Below are 21031 nucleotides of genomic sequence, written 5' to 3'. Positions count from 1 at the left end.
TGCGCTGGTTTGTCAGATCGCATGGCCTGATTTGCGATTGCATCGCACACGTGTGCCCATCACTCATCGCTGCAGGGCAGCGCGTAGGAAACGAATGACAGCCGCGCCGCTTTCCCGGTCGGCTCTTGCATACCCCTGAGGGCTGCCTCCGACCTGAAGATGAGGACCCAACTCATGCCGGTAGGTTGTTGGCTGCCACAGCGGCGAGATCAGATGCCCCGCATCGCTGAAATAGAGGATCTGGTCGGGCTGCTTGCGCGCGTGCTGGGCCAGGTAACGCTTTGCCACCGCCGCCATCTGGCCGGAAAGACCCAGTTGGTCGTCCCCTGCCGCGACAAGCATCAGCGGGCCGTTGATCTTTTCAAGGGGCAACATTGCGGCCTTCAATGCCGCCTGGGCCTGCAAATCCGTGTCGTCCAGCCAGGAGGCGCCCGCACGGTAGGGCAGGAATGGCAGGTCCTTCCCTGCAAGGGTCAAGCCGGGCTTGTCGACGGCACGGAAGTCAGCCGGCTCGACGTCTCGCTGGATGCCCCGAAAGGGCGCCGGGCTTCCCACCAGCGAAACCACGGCGTGGAGTCGCTGATCATGCGATGCCGCCGCCATCGCAATAGTGCCGCCCCATGAGCCGCCCAGCACTCCAATCCCGGATGGGTCGACGTAGCGTTGCTTCTGTAGCCAATCCACGGCCACCGAGACAGGATCGATCGGCACCCGCACGAGATCCTTGGGCAATCCAGGCAAGCGATAGTAGCCGACGGACATCGCCACAAACCCATGCGATGCCAGCCAGGCGGCATACATGTCTGCACTGTCGATACCCCCCTCGGAACCACCCAGGGTAATGACGGCGGGATGGCGGCGTCCGTCCACCAACGCACTTCTGGGCGCGTAAACGTGGGCAACAAGTCCGGGGGAATGCACCGCGAATGCCGAGACGCCTTCACCATCGATCCATCGTCGCATCTCGACGGTATCAACTACCCGCCCGGCCAGCACCATCTCCACCGTGAACTGAGCCGGTGCAAACCTGAGATCCGCGTCCCTCCTCCTGATGGGAAAGGGCGAAGGCCTGGCGGGCCCCTCCGGCCGCATCGACCAAAACAATCCCGCCTCATCGACTCCGACGTAGGTTCCCGCTTCCGACGCCGTGCTCGATGGATCCACCCTGCCGTCCAGATCCGCACGGTACAGCGCGCTCGAGCGCCAGAGGTTGCCCTTGGCATCCCTCATGGAGAGCCTGAGTTCCACAAGCTCGGTGGGCTGCATGCCTGAGACGTGCACACCCAGGGGCGCATCTGCGCCGCTGTCCAATGACCAGACGCGAAGATCTGCCGCAGAGGCGGTGTTGCAGCCCAGCAATGCAACAAGGACGATGGCGAGTCGGTGCATAACGGAAAAATCGGGAAAGGACACCGGGACGATGCACCCCCCGCACTCGGCTTTGGCTGCGTGTGGCGCGACTCGTGCGTCCGACGACCTCAGTCGTGCAACAGCGGCTGAGACAAGGTGGGCAGGCGCGCCTGGAGTTGTCCTCGAAACTGTCGGCTCACCCGCAGCGTTGCGCCGCCTAGAAGCTCCAGTTGAGCATCCTGGTTCCGCGCCGGACGGAGCGCCACGACACGCGTCACATTCACCAGGGACGATCGATGGATACGGACAAATCCATGTGGCTCAAGGCAATCGGCCAGGTTTGCCAGGCTATCGCGGCGCAGATACGTGTCCTTTCCGGCGTGGATACAGACGTAATGGCCCGCCACCTCGACATAGTCAATCTGCGCCGGTGCCAGGTAGACGGTGCGATCCCCCACGTCAACGGCCAGGCGGGCCGTCTGCGCACCCTTGCCGTCGATGCGCTGCCGCACGCGGCGTATCGCAAGCTGCAGGCGTTTGGGATCCACCGGCTTGAGAAGGTAATCCAGTGCCCCGGCGTCGAACGCGCGCACCGCGTGCACGCTGTAGGCGGTGACGAAGACGACATGTGGCACGAGCGTTTCCAGGTGACGCACAAGGTCCAGGCCACTGCCATCGGGCAGACCGATGTCCAGCAGGACCAGGTCGACATCTCCAAGCCTGGCCCGCGCAAGCGCGGCTTCGAGGGTGGCCGCTTCACCGACCACGAGGACATCGGGCTCGGACGCAAGAAAACGCACAAGCCGGTCGCGCGCAAGCGCCACGTCATCGACGACCAGGGTACGAATCACGCTGCCTCCGTCCCCACCGGGAAACGGAGCGTTGCGACAAAGCAGGTCGCCTGCCGCTCCGTGGACAACGATGCCGCTGCGCCATGGGTGAGAGCCAATCGCCTCCTCAGGTGATCCAACCCTATGCCCAGCCCCCCGGGCTGATCGCCACCGATCGGGTTCACCACAGTGATCATGAGCTCGGCGTTTTCGACAATGGCCTTCACTTCGATACGAACAAAGCCACCCACCCGTGCTCCATGCTGGATGGCGTTTTCGAGCAACGGCTGCAATGCCATCGAGGACACCGGGGCATTCCATGCCCGCGGCTCTACATCGATATTGAACGTGATGTCACCAGACAGCACCTGGTGCAACTCGATGAACTCCGCGCTTGCGCCTATCTCTTCCCTTAGCGATACCACGGGCGCGCTTTCCAGCATCGCGCGAAGAAGGTTCGCTACATGGCCAAGCGCAAGGTCCGCCCGAGCAGCGTCACGATAGCCAAGCTCTCCGATCGCATTGAGCGCATTGAAGATGAAGTGCTGATGCAACCTGGACCGCAGCGCCTGTTCGTTCACTCGGGCCAGCAGCAGCTCTCGCTCACTTCTCAAGACCAGGTGGCCCCAGAGCTGCCCTGCCCCCATGACGACCAAATAAAGGGGAATAGCGAACAGGGTCGTCGCGGTGAGGGCGCCCTGGCCGCCTTGGAGATCACGCCACCCCATGCCCTCGAACCCTGCCAGGTGCAAGAGACCATGGCCAAGCACCCAGCCCAGCACCGTCAACACCGGTATGGCCACCAGGCCGGTCAAGGCGATCAATGCCAGATGACGCGTGCTTCGCCCTGTTCCAATGATCCATCGTCTGGACAGCCAGAGAAGCGTCGGCGTGAGCGCTGCCCAAGGCACGTAGCTTCCCACCAGAAACAGGAAGGCACCGAGCAGGCCCAGAGCACCGCGCGGCTTGTCGGCCAGCGATGTCAGGGCCACCGCGGGAGCGTAGGCCAGCGCGAGCACGAGCCATGGCACGGCGATGCCCGCCCAGTGGGGGCCTACCGGAACCAATGGACGCTTGGCAATCGAAGAAGTGTGTGTCCGCATGGACGGTCATGCTCGGGACGGCGCAGATTACCCCACATCACCGATATCCACGACATGGCGCACCTGGCGCCTTCGCCTGCCCGGCGCCTCTACCGTCGGCGTCGATGTTCCCTGCCACGCCTCGCTTGCGCCCTTACGGCAGCGGCCTGGCTCGCCCGCTCGCCTCCGCAGTTCACCATCTCGTGGGGGACAGCGGTCCAGCCGAGTGTCGACTAAGGCCGACCTACGCCTGCCCGGTGGCGGCCTTCCGCCGTTCAGAAAATGGCGCGAGGTCTCGCTATAGGTAGATCCTTTACTGCCGATATCAGATGCATCCCAAACGCTGCCGCTCCATGTCGACCGAACTCAGAACCCAAGTCCCCTTCTCCGGCATGGCAGACACCGCGAGCGAGCTGCTTGAGCGGCTTGCCGAGCTGACGCCGCTGAAAACCTGGGTGCTTGCCGAGGTCAAAAACGATCATTGGATCATCCGTGGCTGCACCGACGCCTCCTTCGGGTTGAAGGTCGACCAGTCCTTGAGCTGGCCCGAGTCGGTGTGCCGCAGCATGATCGTCATGGGCGGCCCCCAGTTCGCCCCAGACCTGCAGAAAGTCGAACACCTGGCCCAATCCGCCGTGGCGACACGGCTGGGTATCGCAAGCTACCTGGGCGTGCCGATTCGAATCCCTGGCAAGGTCGAGGGGATGCTCTGCGGGCTGGACAACCGGGTCGTTGACGACAAACTCGAGCACCTCCTGCCGCTGGTTGAAACCTTTGGACGGGTCCTGGCCGGATCGTGGGCCCAGCACCTGGCCGAGGTGCAACGGCTGCCGGCTGATCCGCAGGTCATGGAAAATGCACAAGCGGTGGCCGGCCTCCACGATCTCGGGACGTTCCGTGATGTCCTGCAGGCAGCGGCGGATCATCGCCATCGCAACGAGCAAGGCGGCGTATTGCGCTTTGACGTGGACGCCAACAGCTCGGCCGACGGCGTCGGGCCAGAGCAGAACGTAGCGAAGGCCATTGCCCTGCTGAAGCAGGCCACCCGTCCCCAGGACAGCCTGGCGCAGCTGGCGCGCGGAGAGTTCGCCCTGTTCCTGCCTGGCAGCAGCGAAGCCGGGTTGGTGTCGGTCGCCCGGCGTATCCAGTCGTCCTTGAACGCAGAGGGGCTCAGCGCGCGATGGGGAGCCAGCTGGTTCAAGGAAATGCAGCAGCTCGACAATATCGATCAGCTCATCAAGGTGGGTCCCCTGCCAAGCGCAAATCCGGCCGAAGGCAATGCGCATCCGATCCCGTCGGCCGCCCGGTAGGACCGGGCCAAGCCTTACAGGCCGCGGGCACGGAGCGTTGGCAGCGGCACCGCCATTGGCGGGTCAGGAAAATACTTACAGTCACGTTCGTCTATTGCCGATAGTGGATTGCGCTGTTTTCTTCAATGATGGCGTGTCACCCGGCGAGCATCGACAGCCAATCGTCTGACACTGATGTTGGACGAAGGTAGGTGCCTGCCCATCAAGGAGGATTGCTATTGGGCGTCACCGCAATTCGGCACGTGGGCGATTATCTGCTCACTGCCCACAGCGTTCCGTGCGATGGAAAGTTCCTGCCGGAGCTTCTGATTTCCAGGCCCGGCGGCATCACCTTGCATCGCTGCCAACCTGGAAGCATCACCTTTGCCGATCAACGCGCCGCGTATGACTACGCCAAACGCTGGATGGCGACGTGCCAGGTGTCGAGCACGGGCTCGGTCAGCGCAGCCTAGCAACGGGCAGGCCTGCGACTGCGTCCTCGCCTGCGGGACGCAGCGCTCGATGCGATCGTTCCATGCCGCCAACTGTTCGAGCGTGTAAACCTCGACCGGCTTCGCCGCTGCCGACAAGGCTTTGCGTTGCGCAACCGTCGCCATCAGGGATGACGACAGGCGGTCCCGGCAGCCGGTCAGCGATGCGGGGTCCGGATGCGAGGCGCGCCCCGCCTCAAGCACCGCGCCTTGAGCCACTCTTGCCGCCTGCAGGTCACTCAGTGCATCCGCCACTGCTGCCATCCATTGCGCGTTCACTGCTCCATCTCTTCCCCAGTGCCTAGTCGGAAGTGGATAGCCCTGCCATCGGTGTTATCGCGCATCAGCCATCGACAACCGCCGAACCCTCAACTGCATTGCCTTCCCACGTGCGCAACCGCTCCGCCTGACATGCGTCAGGCGTACCCCGACAGCGCGGACGTTTTCTGAAGGGTTAGATTATCGTTTAGTGACAGATATTCCAGTTTTTGAGGAGAGCGCCGTTATTGGGAAACCGATGCCAGGCTCGCTAACCGCGTGAGCATCGATGCCTCTACTGATCTCTTCTGGGACGTCCATGATCGCTTTTCTCCAACGCTTCAACGTCGGCCACCGCCTGGCCGTTGCATTTGGAATCTTGATTCTCCTCTCAGGCCTGCTCGTGGCCACCGGCCTGGGCACCATGGCGAACGCGCGAGCGCAGCTGGACTTCATCGTCCTCGACCGCACCGCCAAGATCCAGGTCGGCAACGGCATGCTGGATGCCAACTCCTCGCTGCTGATCGCATTGGGCACGTATGCCATGGCGACAAGCGAAGAGCTCAACACCGAAGCACTCACCACGATCAACGCGCAGCGCCAGCGCTACCAGGAGCTGCGCACCAAGCTGGACGCGCTGTCCAGCTCGGAGGAAGGGCGGAAGATTCGTGCCGAGATGGACGAGCGTCGGGCGACCTCCGTGAAGTTCAACGACGAAGTCATCGCACTGGCAGCCAGGAACGAGAACGCGCAGGCCCAGGACATCCTCAGCGAGCAAGGGCGGCCCGCCACCCTCGCCTGGCAGGACAAGATCCGCGAACTGGTCACCCGCCAGGAAGGACAGAGCAGGCAGGCCTACGCAGAAGCAGTCAAGTCGATGGACCGGGGCAAGCTCCTGCTCATCCTTGGCGGTGCCGCGGTCGTGCTGGTCAGCAGCCTGCTGGCGTGGCTCATCACCCGAAGCCTGACCCAGCCGCTGGCACGCGCCACGAAAGCGGCTGAAGCCATTGCCAATGGTCAGCTCGGCAACGACGTGCACACGCAGGCCAAGGACGAAACCGGCCGGCTGTTACGCGCCATGCAAGGCATGCAAACGCAGCTCCAGGCCCTGTTGACCGCGCAGGGCGACATGGCAAAGCGCCACGATGAAGGCCAGACCAGCTTTCGCATGGATGCCCAGGCCTTCCCGGGTGACTACGGCCGCATGGCCGAGGACACCAATGCCCTGGTGGCTTCGCACCTGGCCGTGCAGTCGAACCTCGCACGGATCATGGGGCGTTACGCCATCGGCGACCTGAGCGAGAGCATGGAGCGCTTGCCCGGTGAGAAAGCCGTGCTGACGCAGACCATGGACGAGGTCAAGGCGAACCTGTCTGCCATGAATATCGAGATCAAGCAGATGGCGCAGTCCGCGGCCAACGGTGACTTCACCGCGCGCGGCGATGCCGATCGCTTCCAATATGATTTCCGCGTCATGGTGGAGAGCTTGAACCTGCTCATGGCCACCGCGGACGGCAACCTGCAATCGCTGTCGTCGCTGCTGCAATCCATCGCTGCAGGCGACCTCACCGCGCGCATGACGGGCGAGTTCAAGGGGGTCTTCGCGCAGATGCGCGACGACGCCAACGCCACCGCCGCGCAGCTTGCAGAGATCGTCGGGCGCATCCAGCAATCGGCGGTGTCGATCAACTCGGCGGCCAGCGAGATTGCCGCCGGCAACCAGGACCTGTCGCAGCGCACCGAACAACAGGCCGCCAACCTGGAGGAGACGGCTGCCTCCATGGAAGAGCTGACCTCCACCGTTCGCCAGAATGCGGAGCACGCACGCCAGGCCAATCAGTTGGCCATCGGTGCCGCAGGCGTCGCCTCCCAGGGCGGGGAAATCGTCAGCAAGGTGGTGGGGACCATGGCCGGCATCGAGGCCTCGTCCAAGAAAATTGCCGACATCATCTCCGTGATTGACGGCATCTCGTTCCAGACCAATATCCTGGCCTTGAATGCCGCCGTGGAAGCGGCGCGGGCTGGTGAGCAAGGCCGTGGGTTTGCGGTGGTCGCATCGGAAGTGCGGACGCTGGCACAGCGTTCCACCGCTGCGGCCAAGGAAATCAAGACCCTGATCGACGACTCTGTCGAGCGCGTCACCGAAGGCTCCACGCTGGTGCATACGGCGGGCACCACGATGGCCGAGATCGTCTCCAGCGTGCAGCGCGTCACCGACATCATGGGTGAAATCTCTGCGGCCTCGCAGGAACAGTCGGCCGGCATCGAGCAGGTCAACATCACGGTAACGCAGATGGATGAAACCACGCAGCAGAACGCGGCCCTGGTGGAGGAAGCCACTGCCGCTGCACGCTCCATGGAAGAACAGGCCGTCCAGCTCACCGAGGCCGTTGCGGTGTTCAAGATTGACACCACCGCGATGTCGCCAATTGTTCAAACCGCTGCACTCGTCTCCAGCAGGAAGCCGGCGGGACCCAGGTCGCTGCCTTCGGTTGCACGTGCGAAGGCGAACATCATTGCCCCGCAACAGGCTGTTTCCTCGACAGCTGTCGCCACGGATTGGCAGGAATTCTAGCCACCGTCTCAGGAGGCCCGGCACTGCCGGGCCTCTGCCGCCCAGAAACATGCTCCTTTGCGATTCCTTTTTTCCACCGAAAATGCAGCGCAAGCGTTCCCGGCACCAGCCTTCAATGATGGATGTCTTGCGCCGAATCGCGCATCCGCATCATCCGGCCTTATCGAGTTTCCGGCGCGCTTGCGGGCAAAAAGCATCCCGTTGACTCCATTGGTTAATAGCGTTCGCCGATCGCAGGCAGGCCAGGGTTGATTCCGGTCATGGCGACAGAGATGTCCCACAGCCGCCTGGCGAGCGCCGGGTCTTCAGCTTGCGGGGCGCGTCTGGCCTCTCCGGCCACACCCCTGATCCCGCAGAAGCCGGTGGGGCCGTAATAGCCGCCGGGCTTCACGGGCCCGGTCGCTGCCAGCAGGGCCGGCCACGCGCCCTTCGCAGCACTGTTGAGCAGCAGGCCGACAAGTGGGCCCATCACCTGGATGGGGCCCATGTGCCGTCCCAGGCTGGTGCTGGCCACGCCGGGGTGGGCACCGACAGCCACGATGGGCGACCGGGTCGCGCGTAGGCGCCGGTCCAGTTCGAAAAAGAACAACGCATTCGCCAGTTTGCTCGCTCCATAGCGATCGCCCTTGGAGTAGCTCCGCTCGGCGTTGAGATCATCCCAATCGAGGGTTGCCTTCAAATGCGCGATGCTGGACGTGACCACGACGCGCGAGCCGGGTGTCTCGGCCAGCTTGGGCAGCAGCAATGAGGTCAGCGCAAACACCCCGAGATGGTTGACGCCGAACTGCGATTCGAAGCCCTGCTTGGTGCGCATCAGCGGCGGATTCATGATGCCGGCGTTGTTGATGAGCACATTGATGCGTGGCTCCTTCAAAACATGTGCGGCGGCTGCACGGACGCTATCGAGATCGCCCAGATCCAATGGCAACCATGCAAGATCGGCACCGGGTGTCAGCCGCTTGATGCGCGCAATCGCCGCATCGGCCCTGCCCTGCTCGCGGCAGCCCAGCAACACCCGCGCGCCCCGCGCGGCGAGCACCCGGGAGATCTCAAAGCCCACGCCTGCGTTGGCGCCGGTGACGATGAAGCATTTTCCCGCCTGGTTCGGCACATCTGTTTCGGTAAAGCCGCTTTGATCAAGCAACATGGGTCGCTCCTATTTGAGTGAGTGCTTACGCATTTAAATGGCAAAAAATTAGGCGGCAGACCCCTTCCAGAAAAGGTCGAATCCGGCCCGTTGAATCGCCTCGCGCTCGGCGGGGTTTGCCACGATGGCGTTCATGGTGATGTCGGCAAGCTCGAACAACACAGTGTCGATGTAGAACGTGAGCCTGTCAGGCGCCGAATGCTCCGCAAGACACCGCTCCACGAGTGAGCGCGCGTCGAGAAAAATCGAGTGGCAGCGCAGGCGGCTCTCGGTCGTTACACGGTCCGAGACCTTCAACTGCCGTAAGGCGTTACGTGCCGCCGCATGCTTCAGCCCCCAATCGATCAGCCGACTCCACACCACGAAAAGCCGGTCGTGGGCGGATGCGTCCGCCGGGTACGGCCCCGCCATCGATTCGGCAAGTTCGCCTTCCAATGCCAGGAACAGCGCATTGAGAAGGTCATCCTTCGTGGGAAAGTAGGTAAACAGGGTTCCTTCGGACACACCTGCGGCCTTGGCAATCTTCGAGGTGGGCGCCCCAACGCCCAACTGCGCGATGAGCGCACATGCGGCTTGAAGAAGCGCATCGCGCTTTTCTTCGCTCAGGGGACGCGCCATGATCTGCCACCGTTTAATGAGTGATCACTCAATCATCTTAAACGGAAGCATTTTTGTCAAGGCTTAGCTCGACGGTGCTGTTCAAGATCATGTCTGCGCTCACCGACGTGATGCGCGTCGTACAAAACTCAGGAGGTTCTTTCGCCGCCGTGATCCAGAGGCGATACGTCATTCTCCGCATGCACCTGATCCTCGGACACCCCATCGCTGATGGGATCCCATGTCGGCAGATAGGCGGTTCTCCCCGGTGCTTCTCAACACCGCCAACTCATCCCTGGCGACGGCACAGGCGCTCCTCCAGGCCGCTGTCAGTAACGTTACCCGGCGCGAAGCGACGCGCGCCCTGCGGGCCACGCCGGACCACTTCACAGGCCGTGGTCCGCTTTCCTGCATAGAACCCGAATCCAGTCAGCGCCCACTGGAACCGATGGGCGGCCCCTCTCGATCGACAGCTCAAGGATTTGTCGATGGCTGAGCTTAAACTTGAGCCCATGCCGACTTGAGGCGGCCCCTGGTTCCGTCGCAACATCTGCGCCACTCCAAGGCCTCGTCCGTTTCGTCGCATATCGATCCGATCTCGTTTGGAGGGTCGCCGCAACGGCGCCGCGACAAAACTCACCGTCACTCGCCGCTACCGACCCTGATTGACCGCCACATCCCGGAAGAACATTTCTTGCAAAGCACTGACACAAAAGAAAAAACCAAGAACACCGGCGGGGCTGCAGAGCACACCCCGCTCATGAAATCTTGGCGTGTGGTGATCGTATAGCTCAAAAGCCTTGTGCAGCAAGCGTATTGAGGAAGCGGACAGGGAGTGTCTAGCCCGTCGCAACAATTTCGCAACATTCTTAGTCTGCTGCACTGGTAGCCGAGTTGCTCGGAGGAGCTCGACCATCACTGAACAGTGGTATCCCTGCCTCTGGCCCTTGGCAGCCGCGTTGCTGGCTTCGATCAATCGACATGCAGCGCACGCAATCAGAGACCGTGTATCTCAACCTATGAGAAAACCTTCGGCGACATTTTGGAGACGTCCCCTCCCACTTGAGTCGAGAAAATGGCCGAGCATCTTTTTGCCCCCATCCCCAGCACGGCCGAACTGCTGACGAAGATCAAAAGACCCCGAGAGGAGCGCTCGACCGCCGCGAAAGTTGAGCGGTGGTGCTTTTACGCGGCTTTGGTCATTGCGGTTCTTATGGCAGCAGCAGCTGGACTCGGAGTGACCGGGATACTGACTGCCGACACGACCAGAGCTGTCTTGATGATCCTGATGATCGTCCTCGCTGCAGATTTCTTGATTTGGTGTGTTACGCAAATTGTGGACATGGTTCTCACGCTTAAAGCCGGGTATCTCGGCGCTGCCACACGGGTAGATGAAGACATCATGCTTGAGCAAAAGATCATCGCCAGCCTGACACGCTGCGAACCGATCCGCCTACGAGAGCATGGCAAGCAACTGGATCTGAAAGCCAAGCTCCTGACCAGAAGATCGCAGATGGGAACAGTGCTATCAGCGGTTGGCGTAGTTGCAATCAATCTCAAGGAGGCTGGTGAAAAAGCCTCCATCTGGGGAAAACTCCAAGATGTCCCACCCTTCGTCTTTGCGGGCAGCTTGGGCGTTCTTATCGGAGCTGCCGCCATCATCATGCTCGCTGGCCAGCTGGAGCGACTATCGGGCTTGCTTATGCTCGCCGCCGACCGGATCGAATCGGACAAGAAACAGGTTGACCGGGCAGCGCCCGGAGACTCCTGTCGCTCCTGAATCACGTAACCAAGCGATTGCCTAATACGTGACGATGGAAGGCTAATACCTCCTATGAAATTACGGCGCAGCCAGCCATCAAATTTGTGAAGTGCCGCGTCAAGCGAGCTCTTGCGTGAAAAGAGCTAACTGATTTTATGGGTGCTTACCCAACACAGGAGCACCCATGCACCACCAAACGCAGATTCAGATCGCCAGTCGCTTGCTCGGCCACCTCCTTCAGCAGCGCACCACCCGCCTTCCCCCTCATGAGGTGGAGGACATCAAATACGCGCTCGACTTGGCTGCCGAGCTACTGAGACTCGGCGGGACAGGGCCAGCCGGTCAGGCGCAGGCATCGACCATGGCCCCATCCCAACCCATCGTCGTCAAACGAGCCGCTGTCGATCGTAGCGTCGTGCCGACCATGCCTGCTTCAATTGAGGAGTGGCGAGAGGCGCGCAAGAAGAACAAGGAGAAGGACAACGTCCCCCGCCCCAAGGAGTCCATTGGAGTCGAGCACATAGATTTGCGCCCTCGTCCTCGGCCCCAGCACTGAGGGCCAAGAGAAAAAGCCCCGCAGATGCGGGGCTTTCGATATTCATCAGGGCCGCGGCCGCCGGCGTGTTGGTTGCAGCGCTGGCACTGGCATCGGCGAAGGCTTGGGCATGGCTGGAGTAGCGTCGATAGATGCAACAGAGCCATGGACGATTTCATGCTCTGGACTTGCGAGCACCGCTTCGCTCCACTGCTCCACCTGAGCCGCGCGGATCTCAATCTCGTTCTCGTCGTCGTTCCACCGCTGCTCGGAGACCGCTGCCCGGGCTGTCGCCAATTCGGCTGTTCGTTTTTCCAGCACGGCCAACCGCCGTCCTCGTCGCGTTTCCCATTCTTGAGAGGACCACTCGCCATCGGGCCGAGGATGGCCGCCGTTGAACTGCTCCCATGCCTGCTCAGCTAGGTGGAAGAGCTTCTCGGCACGCCCCAAGGCGCTGGTTCGTTGGGCGAACTTCACCACGCTGCGCTTGAGGCTGCCCAGTCGTTCGACCAGCCCATCAAGCCCTCGGCGAAGGCTGGCGTTGTCGACAAACGTCGCCGCATGCGCATTCCATCTCCTCACCAAGCGCTGAGTCGCGGTCAACGCAAGGTCGGAACGGGTCGAGAGGATCTCCGCGAGGTCACGAGCCGCCTCGGCGACCAGCTCACTGATAGAGCGAAGCGGCCGCACCTGCGTGTCTTCGGCAGGCCGACCCAGCGCATCGGAGAGGCGCATGCCGCGGAGCCCGTGGATTTCCAACCCGGGCACAGCGGTTTGAAGGTCATTCGTGGGGCCAGCCCGACGTCGACGGTCGCGCTGCGGCTGGTTATGGCTATGACCATTGGAGCCCGGAACTGCCCTGCCCTCCTGCTCGGCTTGCGCAAGCAACCGTTCAAAGGCCTCTTCGTTTTCTCGAACGATGCGCGCGTTTTCGGCGGCACGGTCGGTCATCACGCCCTTGCGGGCCAGTGCTGTTGCTGTCTTGCCCATGTGCTTCGTGGGCTGCCGGGACAGGACCATCGCTTCGGCCCAGTCGCCGCGAGCCAGGGCCTCTTCGGCCTGGACTTCCAGGCGGCGGTGGTCGACCCGGGCATCGATGCCCGCAGCAGCCAGATGTTCGTTGATAGTTGAGGCGATGGTTTGGCGGATCCACTCGATTTCAATCTTCCCAGACGCCCCGCCATCCAGCTCACGCGTCTTCTCGGAAAAACCGTCGCTGGTCAGGCGGCGCGTGGTGGCCAGCAGATGGACGTGATGGTTCAGCCCATCGCGTGAGCCTGGAGAGTGGATGCTCGCTTGCACAGCAAACCCGTAGCGGGCGACCAGGGCTTGCCCGATGGCCACCGCGAGCTCGGACCGCTGCTCGTCATTGAGTTCGTGGGGCAAGGCCACTTCAAACTCGCGGGCCACCACCGAATTTTTGCGATTCTCCGCCGCCTCGGCTTTCGGCCAGAGCTCGGCCGGGACGAAGGCCCATGCCGGGGCATCCTCGGGAGCCAGACACTCAGACGCGACAACTCCACCGCGGCGGCGATAGTCGTGGCGCTGGCCGGTGAGGTGATCGATGAGAAGCAGCCCACCGCGATAAGCGGCAGCGGCGACAGCGGAATCGCCGCGGGAACGACTAAAAACTTTGACGCGGGAGTGGTAGATGGCCATGCAGAGCTCCGGATGAGGTTGCTCCCTTTATGCCGCGGCTTTTGATTTGCGCAAGCGCTTCGCGCTTGGGGTCCGGGGGCGTAGCACCTGGCGCGCGCTATGTCGCAGACATTGCATCAGTGCGCTCTTGCTTCTTTCTTTTAAGCCTTCTTTTTCAGACTTTTCGATTTTCGAAGCGGCCGAAATTCGAGACCACCTCAACGCTTGACGCAAGCCGTTTTCCTGGTTGACTCATTTCCAAGCGACAGGAGAAACGCATGACCGCAACGAATCACTACCGAGACCAAATTCAGCGGGCCACCGAGCGCTTAGCACAGCTGCAAGCGAAAGAGCTTTTAGCCAACCAGCGCCGCGAAGCAAAGGCGCAGGAAACAGCAAGGCGCGAAGAGATGAGACGGCGGCACCGAGTGGCTGACCTAGTCTTCCAGACGGGTGCACATGCACTAGACGAGGCAGAACTGGAAACGTTGCTGCTCAATCACATGAGGGACCGGGCAGGCTTGCTCCACTAACCTTGCCCTATCAAGTCAGCTTTTTTGCAAGCCGCCCAATGCTCGCCCATGGTCATCCGAGGCCCTTGCTCCTGCTGGACGCTCCCCGGCTGCATCGGTTCCATGACTTGCCAACGGATCTGGCCCTGTTTGATAGCGCGGAAGAGCTCTACGGGCCGAGGACGGTGATGGCGTGAAGTCCCGACTCTATCGCAGCCCTGATGATCCTGTAGCTGTCCCGGTCGAAGCCCAACGGCTCGCCTTTCAGCTTCCTGGCCGCCGTCAGTGTCGTGACGGTGCCCAGGTAGTGCCAGGCATCCAGCACGTGGAGCTGGCGCAAGTTCTCGCCCTTCTCTTCCAACGCAATCCGGCCATGAAAGGGCCAGGTTGAAAGCTCTAGACGAATGAGTGCAGCACGTAAGCGCTCTTCGTGCTCATCCAGGGTCTCACTTCCCGAGCAAGCGCCCGCGCATCGCTTGAGCATGGCGCGAAAGCATGGGCGGCCCAAAGGCAGCCGCTCGAGCCCTACCAGGGAGTAACAGAGCCGGTGGTCATCGGCGATGCGCCGCAAGCTTTTTTGAGCGGACTGCGGGCTGGAGTAGAGCCCGTAGAGCATCGGTGAGGAGGTCACGTCGTATTCTGCCGAGTGGACGATAGAGACCTCGCCCCGATAGAGGCGGATGGAGAACTGCCGCGGGACCTTCCGAAGCAGCTTGTTGTAGAGCGGCATCTGACGCTTGACCATTTGCGCCTCCAGCAAACGTGCACCAACGTCCCCTGCCATGGAGATACAGGAAACCGAGGTCGTTTGACGAAGCAGTGAGGCCTCTTCCGGGGTGCGGCAATGGTCCATCACCCGGGTGCGCACGTTGATGCTCTTACCGATGTAGAGCGGCAACAGGCCTTCCTTCCCGTGAAAGGTGTAGACCCCTGCTGCTTTAGGAAGTGCTTCCACGCAATCGCGCAAATGCTCTGGGTAAGCGTAGTCGAAAACATCGGATGCGCGGCGGGCGCGCTTGGCACTACTGGGCATGCAGTATTGTGAAGGCGGTGATTGTAGGGGTGACACTCTGGTGCAACGCCGTCTCAGTCTGTGCGACTGCACTCTGCACCGCCCGCGTCGATCCGCTCTAAGCTAGCCTCAGCATAGCTGTGCCTAGCAGGGCCTTGGTGCGAGGACGCCACCGGTCAAGTTAGCGGTATGCGTCAAAGGCGGCGGGTCTGGTCCTACTGACGGCTGGGCCAGTTCAGCCACGGCATTTCAGACATTCCTAAGAACATGCTTTAGATATAGACAGGGGCAAGGAGAGCCATCTATCGACGACCTGCCTGCTTCTTCGACGCCGTGCGGCGGATAGGGAAATTTCAATCGAGCCAATCGAGATCGCTCCCCGCGACTACATCGTCATCCTTGGTCCCTGCTCCTGTTGAACGTTTTGCTGCTGCGTCTGTTCGAACGCCTGCTGGCGGACCTGGTTCTGCTGAATGGTTTCAGCCTGCTGAAGGTTCTGCTGGGCCGGCTGCTGGGAGGCCTCGCGTCCGTCGACATGGGCATGGAACATGGGCGCGACCCCCACCCCATGTGGAGCGTAGACCGCAAAGACGTTGTGCGCCCCATCTCGGCCTAAGCCCCCGATGACTTGGTCCACACGTTTCAACAGCGGATCGTCCACCTGCTGCTTGTAGAGTGACGCCGACACGTTGCGGCTCTCCTCATCGCTCCAGTTGCCAGTGCCTTTGACCCAGTCGTGGATGCGGGCATAGGTCTGATGGTCGGGGTGAGCGGGATTGTCTGCCAGCACCTGCGAAGGTGATCGAAGCGATGGGGGCTCAATGTCCGGGCGATGCCGCGCTGTGCCCAGTTGGCGCACCTCCACTTCCCGCTGCTGACCGTGGGAAGTATCGACGAACCCGAACGCTTTGCCCTGCCCGCCCAAGTTCAGTCCGGCTCCCTCCAGCTTGGCCGTATCGGTGCCGAGCTCTGCGAGGTTGTAACCCAGCCGCGGCAAGGCCTGGGTCGTCGAGCCTGCGCGATCTTTTAGCAACGCAGCCCCTGCGCTCACAGGGTAAGCCGCGTAGTAGCCGGGGTAGTTAGCCGTGCCTTGGCGCCCCATGCTGCTGTCGCTTCTATCGAAGTGGCAAACGGCAACGGCCTCCACAGCCGGGCTGGAAATGCTGTTTCCCGTCCGCTGAAGTCCGCGCTCGTCCAAATGGATGCCTGGCTCAAGCTTTCCGTCTTTCACGCAAGCGGTTGTCGGCTCGACGCGACGCAGAAACTCGGCCTGGTTGAACTCTCCCGTAGTCGTCGTCACTCGACTGGCCACGGAATTCATGCTCACCAACTCGGCCAAGGCTTCGTTCTGCCTCGCGGACGCGATGTATTCCTTGGATGGCGCTGTCACATCAACCACCGATTCACCGTATTGGACGCCGTCTTTTAGAGCGGTATCGAGCTTGAACACAAAGGTGTTCAAGGAAACCTGCGCCGACGGCGCCATCAGCGCATGCCCAGTCTCGTGCCCCAACGTTCCCGCCAACATGTCTAAGCGGTCGGACCGAATGGACGGCGCGAAAATCGAGGTGTTGATGCTGACGGTGCCCGTCCTGTCATCGTAGTGCCCGCCCTCATTCGGCTGGTTGGACACTTCCAGGCGACGGAGGGTGCCCAGATCGATGGCTTGGGTCATGACCGAAGCAAGGTAAGGCGAAGTATCTATGGCTTCACGGAGGTCACGCACCGCACCCTTGGGGAGGCCCGGCTGCCGCTCCAGGTCTTGAAGCAACCGGTCAATGTCGCGCTGATCAGCCATCACGCGGCTCCATTTCGAGCCTGACCCGCGAAACGCAGCGTGGGTCCTCGTGCTTGTCCGTGCTGACGACAACATACAAGCCAAGCCCGTCTGCGAGTGCTCGCTCAAAGTAGACCGTCGGTTTGAAGCCCACCGCGTTCTTGGTCACACCGAACCCGGCTGCAACCAATGGGTCATGCAGTGATTTAAACGACAGGTCGCAGGCCTCGGACGGCCGCACGGTGAGCTCGATGGTGTGCCCAGGATGACGCGCGTAAGGCTTCCACACAGCGAACTCATAGTGCCCCGCACCTAGTGCGCCCTGGAGCCCTGTGCGCCGCACTTGACTGTCTGGCGTCACCTCAAGCCCTGACACATGCGCAACGTGAGCCGGGGCCATGTCTGCTCTGGTTTCGAAAGATTTGGCCATTCGAACGATGGCCTCGACCAATGCACCTGACGTTAGCGCCGGGCCTTGCGGCAATGGGGGGTAATCGCCAGACACCACAGCATTGGGAGCGGCTCGCCGGGTGGCCTCGTCTGCAGCCCTGTCCGCACTAGCAGCGGCTTTGTCTTGCTCGGAGCGCACGTCTGCAGCGCTGGGGGGATGTCCTTCCATTGTCTTCTCCTGAGTGCCTTGGCTACTCGCCGGCCCTTGAGCACAGGCCAGCGTCCCTAACGAAAGAGTAAGCACGACAATGCTGCGAATCAGTAACCGCAAGCTGAGCCTCCGTGAGTGCTCGATGTGCTTCGTTGCCACCAGAGTCTAACCGTCAGGTGCGGCGCGCGTCCCAGAATGGAATCACGCTCTCGGATCACTGGCACCATCAGCACCGTCTACGACACCGAAGTCCCTCACCAGCCATCCGTAAGCATCGCTAAGCGCATCGGCGATGTCTTCTTCGCTCGCGCATTCGACCGTGGCTTCAGTGGGCAATTTAGGACGCTTGCCATCGGTCTCCCAGACAATTCCACGCACGTGAAACGCCTTCATTCCTGCTCCATGGTTGTGCATCTGCCTTGGCAGTTTAGCGTCGGCAGACTACATAGGTGAAGGGGCGGGCTATGCCCACCCCCTTGCCGCAAGGCTGACGCTCTTCTGGCCGCCGATGACCAAGTGGTCCAGCACCCGGATATCCAGGAGGCCCAATGCTTCCTGCAGGCGCTTGGTAACCCTGCGGTCGGCTTCGCTCGGCTCCGGATTGTCACTCGGGTGGTTGTGGAAGAGGATGAGGGCGACGGCGTTGAGCTCCAGGGCGCGCTTGGCGACGACTCGGCTGTGGACTTCGCAGGCGTCGGTGGTGCCGGTGAAGAGGTGCTCGGTGGCCAGGATGTGGTGCTGGTTATCCAGGAAGACGACGCCGAAAATTTCGTGACTCAGATGTGCGCAGCGGGCAATAAGGTAGCTACCGGCCTGCTCGGGGCTGTGGATCCGACCTTGGCGCTGAAGCCGCCCTTCGAGGATGCGGGCTGCTGCGAGCAAAATACCCGCCTCGTCCATCTGGAGTTGATACTGGACTGCTCGGTCTTGGGTGCGCTTCATCGGTTCTTCTCCACCAGCGCGTTGTGCGCCTCGTGGGAACCGGCAAGCGAAGCGTCCGGCCCTACCGCACCCGGGAGTGAGCACCGTTAGGCGCGCAGCGGAGGGCCGCAACAAAGCGCCAGCGTCGAGAAGGAGGCTCGCCCTTGCGGCGGGGGCAGCGAAGCTAAGGTCCCTTCCAGAGGCCCAGCGCTGGTGGAGACAGCACCATGCATGCCCTACAAGGCCTGCGGGCTAAACGGCATTCGGATGGGAGGGGGTGATCGATGTCAGCAGGCGGCGCCTGGGCTTTGCAGCCAGTGGGGCTTCTGCGGACCTGTGCCTGCCTTACGCACGCATCGCTGCGCAGGAGAAGCACGCAGGCATCGGGATGGGCTGGTCGACCCCAACGGGCTCAGACGTGTTCGTCTATGTTTCCCAGTCCGTGCCACGACAAGATTTCCTCGGCCCGACGGCCGACGAACTGCGCGTCCTCGCTCGTCATCGCCTTGCTCTCGATGGCAGCAGCCATATTGGCAAAGGCTTGCCAAAAATGACGGCGATCAGGACTTGAGGCCCGCAGGGCGGGCACCGCAGCATCCAGGCGTTCGAGGTGACGGCGAAGCTCGGCTCTGTCCATGGGCCTGAGTATCGGCAGTGCGGTCGCACTGCTTGAGACGCCGCGGCCAACGCAAGACAGCTAGCCCCTTCAGGTGCCGAGATGGCGCTGCTCAAGCGCCCCGTAGGGTGAGCGACCATTGGGTCCCACGTCCGGCAAGGTCAGATTGCGCTCTTGGCATTCGTCGCGCTATCGGATGTCAGAAAGTTCTGAACCAAGCAGATCGCTGCTTTGAATATAAATCAGACTAACTATCAATCCAGAGGATTGAATAGGGCCGCGCCGATGGCCTCAGATGCTCTCGCAAGCAGAAAGAGCCTTGCGGCCCTTTCTGTGCAGCAGTGATATGTCGAGCGCGGCTTACGTTCCCGCAGAGCAAGAAGTCATGTGCTCTACGGCAGCTGTCACCACACCATCCGCATCTTTGACAGTTGTTTTCCATTTGAAGCTTGCCGCGGGTTTGGTGCTTGGAGCATCGCAGTAATACGTGGGGGTGACCACGTTATCAACCGCCTTTGTGAAAGAGTTTGTTTTACTACCGCACGTCCAGGTTGACGGACAGCTGACAGGAACAGTCACCACAGTGACCGGAAACCGTGGATGACCCTGAAGTGTGACTGGCACAGGGAACCGAACCCGAAACTTGCCGGAGGCCGTGGGGATGGATGCAATCTTGAAGGGCAAGCATGTGGTCTCACCTGCCTTAAATGTTCTATAACCCTTTTCAACACCACGCATGGCAGCAGCACGGAATACGGAATTACGCAGGGCGATCGAATCATCTGCGTTGGTGTGAAATCCCACCTCTATCAAAGCCGTTGGCATGGCGGCTACTCTGACCTCACCGTAGCTTGCACCGTCTCTTACACCCGGTCGGATGGGGTAGGTGGAGTAAGCGGGGAGTTGACGAATTTGCTCGGTGACGTAACAGAGAATATTTTGCCCCAACTGATTCGACGCGCTGTCGTCTACGTTTGCAATGACTGTGGCACCGCGTGCGCTTGTGTTGGTGCTGGCATCGGTGTGGAGAGAAATCAGTGTGTCTGCGTTGATGTAATTTGCATATTCAGGCCGTGCACGGATGTCATCGTCGTATTCTCGCAAATTGGCTCGGTCGGGCTGTTTCCGGTCAGGCGAGCCATTTGGAAATTTATTCCAAATGGTTGCACCCAGTGCTGGATAGAGTCTTTTCAGGTAATAGCGAGCACCGAGAGCAGCCCAAGCCAACCCGCTTTCCGGGTCGACATTGGTGTTGCCTATGTCGCGCGTGTGCTTGATGCTCGTTGCAGTGTTGGCACTTCTTTCGGTCAACAGACTCGCCAGCATTGAAGAATAGCCGGGCGTGACAACGTCTTCGTAAATATCAGTTGTCCCAACATAGAGCGTTGGCCGCTGATAGCGCCATGTCTCATCCTCGTGGTTGAGATATTTGCCATGCCCTGGATTTAAGACGACAAGTCCTTCAACAGGAACAGCAGCCGCATCTACGCTCGCTCTCTTCTTTTTCAGATGCTCCGGAGGGTAGATCTCGTTGAGGTTCTTTCCCCCAATACGCACCCGGATGTATCGAAACTTTACGACGCCTTCGATCAATTCGTAACCTTCGTTCTCGACCTCTCGCACCTTCTCGCCGAATCCCTCTGTGAACTCAGAGATCCCCCTCGGCAAATATCCAGAATCAAGGTCAATCCAGACAATGCCCGCCTGGATGTCAGGCGTCACTTTGACGAGCACCTGCTTGGCTTGGGTGGGCAAGCGCTCTTGCTGATCCACAAACTGCTGCAACGCTGGCTCAATCTCTTTAGCAATGGATTGACTATTCTTTGCACTAAGCACCGGTAGTTCGGGATTTTCCTGGGCGACGGCACCGAAGCTGAAAAGACAGCTCAGCGTCACGCCCACTACACACGTCACCAACGTCTTTCCATGTCTTGCGCGCATCATGCACCTTCCCTTGTTTCCTAACTTTTTGACCTCCGAACGAGAGGCCTTCGTTCCCCCTGCTCCTTTTTTTCGATGTGCCTTAAACCATTTACCG

General features: G+C 61.1%; 18 protein-coding genes and 1 pseudogene. 5 read left to right on the top strand and 14 right to left on the bottom strand.

Annotation, left to right across the window (positions count from 1 at the left end; genetic code table 11):
- Window positions 1-63: 63 nt before the first annotated feature.
- The 3 genes from H7A87_RS06620 to H7A87_RS20810 all read right to left on the bottom strand — a co-directional run bounded on the left by H7A87_RS06620 (window position 64) and on the right by H7A87_RS20810 (window position 3283).
- Window positions 64-1413, bottom strand: coding sequence for an acyl-CoA thioesterase/bile acid-CoA:amino acid N-acyltransferase family protein (locus tag H7A87_RS06620; RefSeq protein ID WP_147421098.1), 1350 nt, complete (start codon window positions 1411-1413; stop codon window positions 64-66).
- 65 nt (window positions 1414-1478) lie between these two features.
- Window positions 1479-2201, bottom strand: a complete 723-nt coding sequence (locus H7A87_RS06615; protein ID WP_232087942.1) for a LytTR family DNA-binding domain-containing protein — start codon at window positions 2199-2201, stop codon at window positions 1479-1481.
- Complete coding sequence (locus H7A87_RS20810) at window positions 2198-3283, bottom strand: histidine kinase (protein WP_119128952.1); 1086 nt, start codon at window positions 3281-3283, stop codon at window positions 2198-2200. The genes H7A87_RS06615 and H7A87_RS20810 overlap by 4 nt, the downstream gene beginning before the upstream one ends.
- Window positions 3284-3615: 332 nt before the next feature.
- Here H7A87_RS20810 and H7A87_RS06610 point away from each other — a divergent pair, with 332 nt between their 5' ends.
- Window positions 3616-4572, top strand: a complete 957-nt coding sequence (locus tag H7A87_RS06610; RefSeq protein ID WP_119128951.1) for a GAF domain-containing protein — start codon at window positions 3616-3618, stop codon at window positions 4570-4572.
- Window positions 4573-4787: 215 nt separating this feature from the next.
- Here the strand turns inward: H7A87_RS06610 and H7A87_RS20985 are convergent, their stop codons facing one another.
- Window positions 4788-5321 (bottom strand): hypothetical protein, encoded by a 534-nt coding sequence (locus H7A87_RS20985; RefSeq protein ID WP_321186786.1) that lies wholly within the window; start codon window positions 5319-5321, stop codon window positions 4788-4790.
- 298 nt (window positions 5322-5619) lie between these two features.
- On the opposite strand from H7A87_RS20985, the gene H7A87_RS06600 reads away from it, so the two are divergent.
- Window positions 5620-7875 carry a methyl-accepting chemotaxis protein gene (locus H7A87_RS06600; protein WP_119128950.1) on the top strand — a complete coding sequence of 752 codons (2256 nt, stop codon included), beginning with the start codon at window positions 5620-5622 and terminating at the stop codon, window positions 7873-7875.
- 214 nt (window positions 7876-8089) lie between these two features.
- Here the strand turns inward: H7A87_RS06600 and H7A87_RS06595 are convergent, their stop codons facing one another.
- Both H7A87_RS06595 and H7A87_RS06590 read right to left on the bottom strand, forming a co-directional pair.
- On the bottom strand, window positions 8090-9022 hold the full coding sequence (locus H7A87_RS06595) for an oxidoreductase (protein ID WP_119128949.1): 933 nt from the start codon (window positions 9020-9022) through the stop codon (window positions 8090-8092).
- A gap of 48 nt (window positions 9023-9070) precedes the next feature.
- A complete protein-coding gene (locus tag H7A87_RS06590) occupies window positions 9071-9640 on the bottom strand; it encodes a TetR/AcrR family transcriptional regulator (RefSeq protein ID WP_119128948.1) in 570 nt (189 codons plus the stop codon).
- Between the two features lie 1054 nt (window positions 9641-10694).
- On the opposite strand from H7A87_RS06590, the gene H7A87_RS06585 reads away from it, so the two are divergent.
- Complete coding sequence (locus tag H7A87_RS06585) at window positions 10695-11399, top strand: hypothetical protein (RefSeq protein WP_119128947.1); 705 nt, start codon at window positions 10695-10697, stop codon at window positions 11397-11399.
- 166 nt (window positions 11400-11565) lie between these two features.
- Window positions 11566-11937, top strand: a complete 372-nt coding sequence (locus H7A87_RS06580) for a hypothetical protein (protein ID WP_104627773.1) — start codon at window positions 11566-11568, stop codon at window positions 11935-11937.
- A gap of 45 nt (window positions 11938-11982) precedes the next feature.
- Here H7A87_RS06580 and mobQ read toward each other — a convergent pair whose 3' ends face one another.
- Window positions 11983-13575, bottom strand: a complete 1593-nt coding sequence (gene mobQ, locus H7A87_RS06575; protein ID WP_119128946.1) for a MobQ family relaxase — start codon at window positions 13573-13575, stop codon at window positions 11983-11985.
- A 257-nt stretch (window positions 13576-13832) separates the two neighbouring features.
- Here mobQ and H7A87_RS06570 point away from each other — a divergent pair, with 257 nt between their 5' ends.
- Window positions 13833-14087 (top strand): hypothetical protein, encoded by a 255-nt coding sequence (locus H7A87_RS06570; protein WP_119128945.1) that lies wholly within the window; start codon window positions 13833-13835, stop codon window positions 14085-14087.
- A 148-nt stretch (window positions 14088-14235) separates the two neighbouring features.
- Here the strand turns inward: H7A87_RS06570 and cho are convergent, their stop codons facing one another.
- From cho to H7A87_RS06535, 7 genes and pseudogenes are all read right to left on the bottom strand, one after another.
- On the bottom strand, window positions 14236-15099 hold the full coding sequence (cho, locus tag H7A87_RS06565; RefSeq protein WP_119128944.1) for an excinuclease Cho: 864 nt from the start codon (window positions 15097-15099) through the stop codon (window positions 14236-14238).
- Between the two features lie 364 nt (window positions 15100-15463).
- Window positions 15464-15871, bottom strand: a pseudogene (locus H7A87_RS20980) (XVIPCD domain-containing protein); the annotation flags it as partial.
- Between the two features lie 997 nt (window positions 15872-16868).
- Window positions 16869-17144 carry a hypothetical protein gene (locus H7A87_RS06555; RefSeq protein WP_147421097.1) on the bottom strand — a complete coding sequence of 92 codons (276 nt, stop codon included), beginning with the start codon at window positions 17142-17144 and terminating at the stop codon, window positions 16869-16871.
- Between the two features lie 513 nt (window positions 17145-17657).
- Complete coding sequence (locus H7A87_RS06550) at window positions 17658-17849, bottom strand: hypothetical protein (protein ID WP_119128941.1); 192 nt, start codon at window positions 17847-17849, stop codon at window positions 17658-17660.
- Window positions 17850-17918: 69 nt separating this feature from the next.
- Window positions 17919-18398, bottom strand: coding sequence for a DNA repair protein RadC (gene radC, locus H7A87_RS06545; protein ID WP_119128940.1), 480 nt, complete (start codon window positions 18396-18398; stop codon window positions 17919-17921).
- Between the two features lie 391 nt (window positions 18399-18789).
- Window positions 18790-19014 (bottom strand): hypothetical protein, encoded by a 225-nt coding sequence (locus H7A87_RS06540; protein ID WP_025989212.1) that lies wholly within the window; start codon window positions 19012-19014, stop codon window positions 18790-18792.
- 339 nt (window positions 19015-19353) lie between these two features.
- Entirely contained in the window at window positions 19354-20895 is a 1542-nt protein-coding gene (locus H7A87_RS06535) for an N-acetylmuramoyl-L-alanine amidase (protein WP_232087941.1), read from the bottom strand.
- Window positions 20896-21031: the final 136 nt, after the last annotated feature.

Origin of the sequence: Xanthomonas sp. CPBF 426 (genome assembly GCF_903989465.1) — a bacterium.
GTDB lineage: Bacteria > Pseudomonadota > Gammaproteobacteria > Xanthomonadales > Xanthomonadaceae > Xanthomonas > Xanthomonas euroxanthea.
The sequence above is the reverse complement of the archived record's forward strand: the minus strand, read 5'-3'. Positions and strand labels throughout refer to the sequence as shown.